This window comes from Mycobacterium sp. E1214, from assembly GCF_001666755.1.
In the GTDB taxonomy this organism is placed as follows: domain Bacteria; phylum Actinomycetota; class Actinomycetes; order Mycobacteriales; family Mycobacteriaceae; genus Mycobacterium.
In genome coordinates, this window is the sequence record NZ_LZJC01000025.1 from 1 (window position 1) to 9,306 (window position 9,306).

Here is a 9,306-nt window from a genome sequence, read left to right on the forward strand (position 1 = left end):
ACCGGGCCGGAACGACGTCGGACGGGGTCAGGCCCCCGCCGCCGCGGCGCACGTGGGCGCTGATGCCGGCGAGCGCCTCGAACCACAGCCGGCTCAGCCGGGTGATCTGGACCCGATCCACGGCCGACGGCGCCCACGTCCAGTTGGCGTGCAGTTGCGGGCCGCCGTCGAGGTCGGCGGTGCCGGCGTTGAGCTCGACGGTGTGCATCATCGGCATCGGCACCGCGGTGCTGACGCCGGTGGCCGAGGCGCCGTCGGCGCTGATCCGCCACAACGCGTCGGAGATCTCGGCCGCCGCGCCGCCGACGCGGCCCAGGTAGTTGAAGCCGATCGGCGGGTCGCCGCCGTCGAGGTCGACCTCGGGGTTCAGGTAGCGCAGCACGCCGTAGCTGAGCGGGTCCGGCACGGCCCGCAGCTGCTCCTTGACGGCCTTGATCACCTCGCCCAGCTCCGGCGCGCCGGCCGCGACCTGGGCCCAGCTCAACTCGCCGGCGCGCAGGGCGACCGGGTATTTGGTGGTGAACCAGCCGACGGTGCGGGACAGGTCGACGCCGGCGGCCAGCTCCTCGTGGCGGCCGTGGCCCTCGACGTCGATGCCGATGGGCGCGCCCGGGGTGCCGAGCAGTTCGGACCAGGCCAGCGCGAAGGCGACGAGCAGGATGTCGTTGACCCCGGCGTGGAACGCCGCCGGCGCCTCGCCGAGCAGCGTGCGGGTGGTCTCGACGTCCAGCGTCACCGACAGGTGCTCGGCCGTCTCGTAGGTGTCGACGTCGGGGCGCACGGCGGGCAGCGCGGACGGCGTGGCCGCGATCCGCTGCCACGCGGCGGCCTGGTCGACCATCGCCGGGGCGCCGGCGCGCCCGGTCAGCAGCGTGGCCCACCGGCCGAACGACGTGCCGCCCGGGGGCAGCGCCACCGGCTGGCCGGCGAGGTGCTGGGCCCACGCGATGTTGAGGTCCTCGAGCAGGATGCGCCAGGACACGCCGTCGACGGCCAGGTGGTGCACGATGAGCACCAGCTGCCCGGTGGAGCGCACCCACAGCGCGCTGAGCATCACGCCACCCGCCGGGTTGAGCCGCGCCCGCGCCTCGAGGACGGCGTCGTCGGACAGCACGTCGACGGTGTGCAGGCAGTCGCCGGCGGCCACCGCGCCGGCCTCCGGCACCTGCAGCGACCACTCCCCTGGCGCCCCCAGCACGCGCAGCCGCAGCATGGCGTGCCGGTCCAGCAGCGCCTGCAACACCGCCGTCACGGCGGCGTCGTCACCGGCGCCGACCCCGGCGGGGGCCTGCAGCACCATCGTCTGGTTGAACTCGTCGATCGGGCCGGGCACGCTTTCCAGCCAGCGGATGATGGGCGTCGCCGGGAACTCCCCGGTGCCCTCGTCGACGACGGCGTCGCCGTCGGCCGCCTGCACCACCCGAGCCAGCCGGGCCACCGTCTGCTCGACGAAGATGTCGCGGGTGCGGCAGGTCAGGCCGGCGGCCCGCGCGCGGGTCACCACCTGCATCGACGAGATGCTGTCGCCGCCGAGGTCGAAGAAGGAGTCGTCGACGCCGACGCGCTCGACGCCGAGCACCTGCGCGTAGATGCCGGCCAACGTCTCCTCGACGGGGGTGCCGGGGGCCCGGTAGCGGCCGGCGTCGCGGAACTCCGGCGCCGGCAAGGCCCGAACGTCGAGCTTGCCGTTGGGGGTCAACGGCAGCGCGTCGATCACCACCACCGCGGCCGGCACCATGTACGCCGGCAGCTGGTCGGCCAGCCGGCTGCGGATCTCGACCGGGTCGGCCGTGCCGGTGACGTAGCCGACCAGGCGTTTGTCGCCGGGCCGGTCCTCGCGGGCGACGACCGCGGCCTGCCCGACGCCGTCCTGCGCCGCCAGGGCGGCGCGCACCTCGCCGAGCTCGATGCGGTAGCCGCGGATCTTGACCTGCTCGTCGGCGCGGCCGAGGTACTGCAGCTGCCCGTCGGCGCCCCAGCGCACCAGGTCACCGGTGCGGTACATGCGCGCGCCGGGCTGCCCGAACGGGCAGGCCACGAACCGCGCCGCCGTCAGCGCCGCGCGGCGCCAATACCCGTTGGCCACCCCGGCACCCGCGATGTACAGCTCCCCGACGACGCCGGGCGGCACCGGCTGCAGCGACTCGTCCAGCACGAAGGCGGCCGCGCCAGGCACCGGCGAACCGATCGGCACCACGTCCGATCCGGCCGCCAGGGGCGCGCTGACCGCCGCGTAGACGGTGGCCTCGGTGGGGCCGTAGGCGTTGATCATCGCCCGCCCGGGCGCCCAGCGGTCCACCAGTTCGGTGGGGCAGGCCTCGCCGGCCACCACCAGGGTGGCCGACTCCAGCCCCTGCGGCGACAGCGCCTGCGCGGCCGACGGGGTTTGGCTGACGACGGTGACCTGCTCGGCGACCAGCAGCGCGTGGAAGTCCTCCGGCGACCGCACGACCGCGTCGGGGATCACGACCAGCCGGCCGCCGCCCAGCAGCGCGCCGAAGATCTCCCAGACCGAGACGTCGAAGCCGTAGGAGTGCCATTGCGACCACACGCCCGCGCGCGGCAGGCCGGAGTCGCCGGACGCCAGCAGCTGGGTCGCGTTGCGGTGGCTGACGGCCACGCCCTTGGGCGTGCCGGTGGTGCCCGAGGTGTAGATCAGGTAGGCGGTGTCGTCCGGGTCCGGGCCGGGCAGCGGCGCCGGCGGCGCGTCGGCGGCACCGGCGGCCTCCAGGTCACCGATGTCGATGACCACGACGTGGTGGCCGTACAGCCGCCCGGCCAGCTCGACGGTGCTCAGCGCCGCCATCGGTGCGGCGTCGCCGAGCATGAAACCGATCCGCTCGGCGGGCAGGCCCGGGTCGATCGGCAGGTAGGCCGCCCCGGCCTTGAGCACCGCCAGGATCGCGACGATCGCCTCGGCGGAGCGCGGGAACAGCAGCGCCACCCGCTCGCCGCGGCCGACGCCGTGGCCGGCCAGGCGGTGGGCCAGCCGGTCGGCGGCCTCGTCGAGCTCGCGGTAGGTCCACGTGCGCTCCCCGCAGGTCAGCGCCACCGCGTTGGGTGTGCGGGCGACCTGCGCCGCGAACGCGGCCGGGATCGACTGGGGCGCCGGGGCGGCGGTCAGCGCCGCGCGGTTGCCGATGGCGTCGAGGCGCGCGCGCTCGCGCACGTCGAGCAGGTCGACCGACGACAACGGCCGCGTCGGGTCGGCCGTCATCGCGGCCAGGACGCGCTGGAACCGGGCGACGAGCGCCTCGATCGTGGCGGCGTCGAACACGTCGGTGCGGTATTCGACCCGGCCGCCGATGCCGGCGGCCTCGTTGGTGTCCGTCCAGCGCTCGGTCAGCGAGAACACCAGGTCCATGCGGGCGACCTGGGTGTCCAGGGGCATCGAGGTGACCCGGACGTCGCCGCCCAGGACCAGCCCGGTGCCGGCGTCGCCGTCCTGCCCCGCGAAGTTCTGCCAGGCCAGCATCACCTGCACCAGCGGGTGATGGGTCAGGCTGCGGGCCGGGTTCACCCGCTCGACGAGCACCTCGAAGGGCACGTCCTGGTTTTCGAACGCGTCCAGGCTGCGGCTGCGGACTTGGGCCAGCAGCTCGGTGAACGACGGGTCCCCGGCGAGGTCGACGCGCAGGACCAGGGTGTTGACGAAGAACCCGACCAGATCCTCGAGGGCGGGGTCGCGCCGCCCGGCGATGGGGAAGCCCACCGCCACGTCGCTGCTGGCGCTGACCTTGGACAGCAGCACCGCCAGCGCGGCCTGCACCACCATGAAGCTGGTCGAGTTGTACTCGCGGGCCAGCCCGGCGATCTGCTGCTGCAGGTCGGCCGGCCAGTCGACGTCCACGGTGGCCCCGCGGTGGTCGGCCTGCTGCGGGTAGGGCCGGTCGGTGGGCAGCTGCAACCGTTCCGGTATGCCCGCCAGGGCCTTCTCCCAGTAGGCCACCTGCCCGGCGATGCGGCTGTCGGCGTCGGTGAGCTCGCCGAACTGGTCGCGCTGCCACAGCGTGTAGTCCACGTACTGCACCGGCAGCGGCTCCCAGTCGGGGGCGTGCCCCGCGCTGCGGCTCACGTACGCCAGGCCCAGGTCGCGCACCAGCGGCCGCAACGACCAGCCGTCGGCGGCGATGTGGTGCACCACGAAGACCAGGACGTGCTCGTCGTCGGCGAGCCGGAACAGCCAGGCGCGCAACGGGATGTCGGCCGCCAGGTCGAAGGTGCCACGGGCCGCGGTCTCGATGGCCTCGTGCAGCCGGCCGTCCGTCCAGCCGGTGGCGTCGACGGTCTGCCAGCCGTAGTCGGCCCGCTCGGCGGCGATCACCACCTGCTGCGGCGCCCCGTCGGGCGCCGAGAACACGGTCCGCAGGCTCTCGTGGCGGGCCACGACGTCGCCCAGGGCGGCGCCCAGCGCGCGGGCGTCGAGGCGCCCGTGCATCCGCAGGGCCGCCGCCATGTTGTACACCGGGGACGGCCCCTGCAGCTGGTCGAGGAACCACAGCCGGGTCTGCGCGAAGGACAGCGGCACCGCCGCCGGGCGTTCGCCGGCCACCAGCGGCTCCAGGCGCGAGGTGCTCTCGCCGACCCGCAGGGCGAGCTGGGCGACGGTGGGCGCCTCGAAGATGGCGCTCACCGCGACGCCGACGTCCAGCGCGGAGTTGACCGCGGCGATCACGCGCATGGCCGAAATGCTGTCGCCGCCGAGGTCGAAGAACGAGTCGTCCACGCCGACGCGGTCGACGCCCAGCACGTGGGCGTAGACGCCGGCCAGGATCTCCTCGGTGGGCGTGGTCGGCGAGCGGTAGCCGCCCGCGGAATACTCGGGCGACGGCAGCGCCCGAACGTCGAGCTTGCCGTTGACCGTCATGGGCAGCGTCTCGAGGACCACCACCGCCGCGGGCACCATGTAGGCGGGCAGCCGCTCGGCCAGCTCGGCGCGCAGCTCGGCCGGGTCGCCGGATCCGGTGATGTAGCCGACCAGCCGTAAGTCGGCGGGCCGGTCCTCGCGGGCGATCACGACCGCTTCGTCGACCCCGTCGAGGGCGGCCAGCGCCGACCGCACCTCGCCGACCTCGATGCGGTAACCGCGGATCTTCACCTGCTCGTCGGCCCGGCCCAGGTACTGCAGCTGCCCGTCGGCGCCCCAGCGCACCAGGTCACCCGAGCGGTACATGCGGTCCCCCGGCTGCCCGAACGGGCACGCCACGAACCGCGTCGCCGTCAGGCCGGCGCGGCGCACGTAGCCGTAGCCGACGCCGCGACCGGCCACGTACAGCTCGCCGATGACGCCGGTCGGCACCGGCCGCAGCCACCCGTCCAGCACGAACAGCGCCGCGCCGGGGACCGGCGAACCGATCGGCGGCGCGCCGGCGCCCGGGGTCAGCGGCGCGCTGGCCGACACAAAGATGGTGCTCTCGGTCGGCCCGTAGACGTTGACCATCACGCGCCCGGGCGCCCACCGGTCCACCAGTTCGGCCGGGACGGGCTCGGCGCCGATCACCAGCGCCGCCGACTCCAGCCCCTGCGGCGACAGCATCCGCACCGCCGACGGGGTCTGGGAGAAGACGGTGACCTTCTCCGACACCAGCAGAGCATGGAAGTCCATCGGCGAACGCGCCACAGAGTCGGGCACCACGACCAGGCGGCCGCCGTGCAGCAGCGCACCCCAGATCTCCCAGACCGAGAAATCGAAAGCGTACGAATGGAATTGGGTCCAGACCTGGTCCGGTGTCAGCTCCACGCACACCGCGGCCGCGTCGAACAACCGGGTGACGTTGTGGTGGCTGACCGCGACGCCCTTGGGCATACCGGTGGTGCCGGAGGTGTAGATGACGTGCGCGACGTTCTCCGGGCCCGGCGCCGGCAGCGCCGTCTTCGGTTGGGCCCTGACGGTGTGGTGCGCGATGTCGACGACCGTCAGGTCGTGCCCGTCGAGCAAGCCGGCCAGCGCGGCGGTGGTGACGGCGGCCAACGGCGCGGCGTCGGTGAGCATGAACGCGATTCGCGCCTCGGGCAGCGCCGGGTCGATGGGCAGGTAGGCCGCCCCCGTCTTGAGCACCGCCAGGATCGCCACGATCGCGTCGGCCGACCGGGGCAACAGCAGCGCGACGGTTTCGCCCGGCCCGGCGCCGCGACGAATCAACAAGTGCGCCAACCGGTTCGAGGCCTCGTCGAGTTGCCGGTAGCTCATCGACCGGCCCTCGAAGGTCACGGCCGCGGCACGCGGGCTGCGGGCCACCTGCGTGGCGAACAGCGCCGGGATCGACACGGGCGTGGCGGGCTCCGTCAGCACCGCGCGGCCGGCCCAGCCGTCGAGGCGGGCCCGCTCGGCGGCGTCCACCACGTCCAGCGACGCCAGGGGGCGCTGCGGATCGGCGGTCATGTCCGTCAGCACCCGCCGCAACCGCTCGATCAGGGCGGCGATGCCCTGCGCGTCGAAGACGTCACCGTCGTACTCCACGCGCAGCCGCAGCTCGCGCCCCGGCTGCGCCTGCATGGTCAGCGGGTAGTGGGTGGATTCGCGGGTGGCGATGTCGGTGATCGCCAGCTCGCTCTCGCCCGACAGCGCGCTCGCGTCGATCGGATAGTTCTCGAACGCGAACAGGGTGTCGAACAACTTGTCCTGCCCGGTGATGCGGTGAATCTCGTTGAGCGCCAAGTGCTGGTGGTCCAGCGTGTGGTTGTAGGCGCCCTGCAGCTGGTCCAGCAGGTCGGCGGTGGTGGTGGTCGCGGTGAGGTGCGCGCGCACCGGCACGGTGTTGATCAGCAGGCCCACCATCGCGTCCGCCCCGACGACCTCGGCCGGCCGGCCGGAGACGGTGGTGCCGAAGGTGACGTCGTGCTGGCCGGTCAACCCGCACAGCAGCTGCGCGAAGGCGGCCTGCAGCACGGTGTTGACGGTGGTGTGCCGCGACCGGGCCAGCTCGCCGACGGCCTGGGTGAGTTCGGCGGACAGCGTGAAGGATTCGTCGTGCTGCCGGCCGGGCTGGGCGCGGTCCTGCGGGCTCACCAACGTCGGGGTGTCGAATCCGGCGAACACCTGCGCCCACGCGGCGCGGGCGGCGTCGTGATCCCGCGCGGCCAGCCAGGTGACGAAGTCGCGGTAGGGCACCGGCGCGGGGAGCCGCTGCCCGTAGTAGCCGGCGAAGATCTCGCTCAGCAGTATCGGCATCGACCAGCCGTCCAGCACGATGTGGTGGTTGGTCAGCACCAGCCGGTGCCGCTCGGGCGCGGTGCGGATCACGGCCACCCGGAACGACGGCTGGCCCGCCAGGTCGCAGACCGCGGCGCGTTCCTCGGCGCACAGCTGCGCGATTTGCGCCTCGGCGCCGTCGAATTCGACGTAGCGCCAGGCGGGTTCGGGCGCGGCCGGGATGATCTGGACCGGCTCGGCGAACTGGTCGCAGAACCGTGCGACCAGGTTGGGATGGCGAATCACCATGGCGCGCACGGCGTCTCGCAGGCGTTGCGGGTCGAGCGGGCCGGAGATGCTGATGTCGAGCTGTCCCGCGTACAGGTCGTCGCCGGCCGCGACGGTGTTGGCGTGGAACAACAGGCCCTGCTGCACCGGGGTGAGCGCCAGCACGTCGGCGATGTCGTGCTGGCTCGCGAGCTCGTCGAGCTGGCGCTGAGTGAGGCGCGCCGGGGCGACGTCCGAGGGCGTCAGCCCGCCGCCGCCGTTGCGCACGTGCGCGCAGATGCCGGCGAGGGCCTCGGACCACAGCCGGCTCAGGCGGGTGATCTGCGCCTCGTCGAGGGCCGACGGCGCCCAGGTCCAGTTGGCGTGCAGCCGCGGTCCGGCGGCGGTGTCCACGGTGACCGCGTTGAGCTCCAGGGTGTGCATCAGCGGCATCGCGATGTCGGTGGCAGCGCGGGTCGCCGACCAGCCGTCCTGTTGAGGCCGCCACATGTCGTCGGTGAGCTCGGCGGTGGCGCCCTGGCGTCCCAGGTAGTTGAACCCGATCGGCGGTTCGGCGCCGCCCAGGTCGACGTCGGTGTTGAGGTAGCGCAGCAGCCCGTAGGTCAGCGGGTCGGGCAGGGCCCGCAGCTGTTCCTTGGCGTCCTTGAGCGCCGCGCCCAGCGCGGCGCCACCCGCGACGACCTGCGACCAGGTCGGCCCGCCGACCCGCAACGCCACCGGGTATTTGGTGGTGAACCAGCCGACGGTGTGGGACAGGTCGACGTCGCGGCGCAGCTCCTCGTGGCGGCCGTGGCCCTCGACGTCGATGGCGACGGGCGCGTCGGGCGCGCCGACCAACTCGGCGACCGCCAACGCGAACGCGATGAGCAGAACGTCTTGCACCCCGGCGTGGTACGCCGCCGGCACCGCGCCGAGCAGCATGCCGGTGGTCTCGGCGTCCAGCTCCGTCGACAGGTGTCCGGCGGCGGCGAAGGTGTCGACCTCGGGCCGCACCGCGGGCAGGGCGGCCGGCGTCGCCGTCACCCGCCGCCAGGCGTCGGCCTGGGCGACGACGTCCGGGTGCTGCGCGTGCTCGGCCAGCAGCGCCGACCACCGCACGAACGACGTGCCCGCCGCGGGCAGCGCCACCGGCTGCCCGGCGTGCCGCTGCGCCCACGCGATGTTGAGGTCCTGCAACAGGATTCGCCACGAGACGCCGTCGACGGCCAGGTGGTGGACGATGACCACCAGCTGGTTGGTGGACGTCGCCCACAGGGCGCTGAGCATCATGCCGGCGGCGGGGCTCAGCCGCGACCGGGCGTGGGCCACCGCGTCGTCGGACAGCGCGTCGACGGTGAGCAGGCAGCTGGCCGCGTCGACCGCACCCGCCTCGGGGACGTGCAGGGCCCACTCCCCCGCGTCCTTGTCGACGTAGAGCCGCAACATCGGGTGCCGGTCCAGCAGCGCCTGCAGCACGGCCACGACGTCGGGCTCGGTGACGCCCGCGGGGGCCTGCACCAGCATCGTCTGGTTGAACTGGTCGATGTCGCCGCCGGCGGTTTCGACGTCCTGCAGCCACCGGATGATCGGCGTGGCCACCGCGGGGCCCACACCCTCGTCGGCCGTGGCGCCGTCCTCGGCCACCTCGACGACCCGGGCCAGCCGGGCCACCGTCTGCTCGACGAAGATGTCGCGGGTGCGGCAGGTCAGGCCGGCGGCCCGCGCGCGGGTCACCACCTGCATCGACGAGATGCTGTCGCCGCCGAGGTCGAAGAAGGAGTCGTCGACGCCGACGCGCTCGAGCCCGAGGACCTGGGCATAGATGCCGGCCAGGAGCTCCTCGACCGCGTTGTCCGGGGCGCGGTAGCGGTCGGCGTCGGAGTAGTCCGGCGCCGGCAGCGCGCGGG

1 protein-coding gene is annotated in these 9,306 nt (G+C 73.9%); it reads right to left on the bottom strand.

Annotation, left to right across the window (positions count from 1 at the left end; genetic code table 11):
- On the bottom strand, positions 1-9,306 hold a 9,306-nt coding region (locus tag A5700_RS03245; protein WP_156671055.1), incomplete at both ends, for a non-ribosomal peptide synthetase.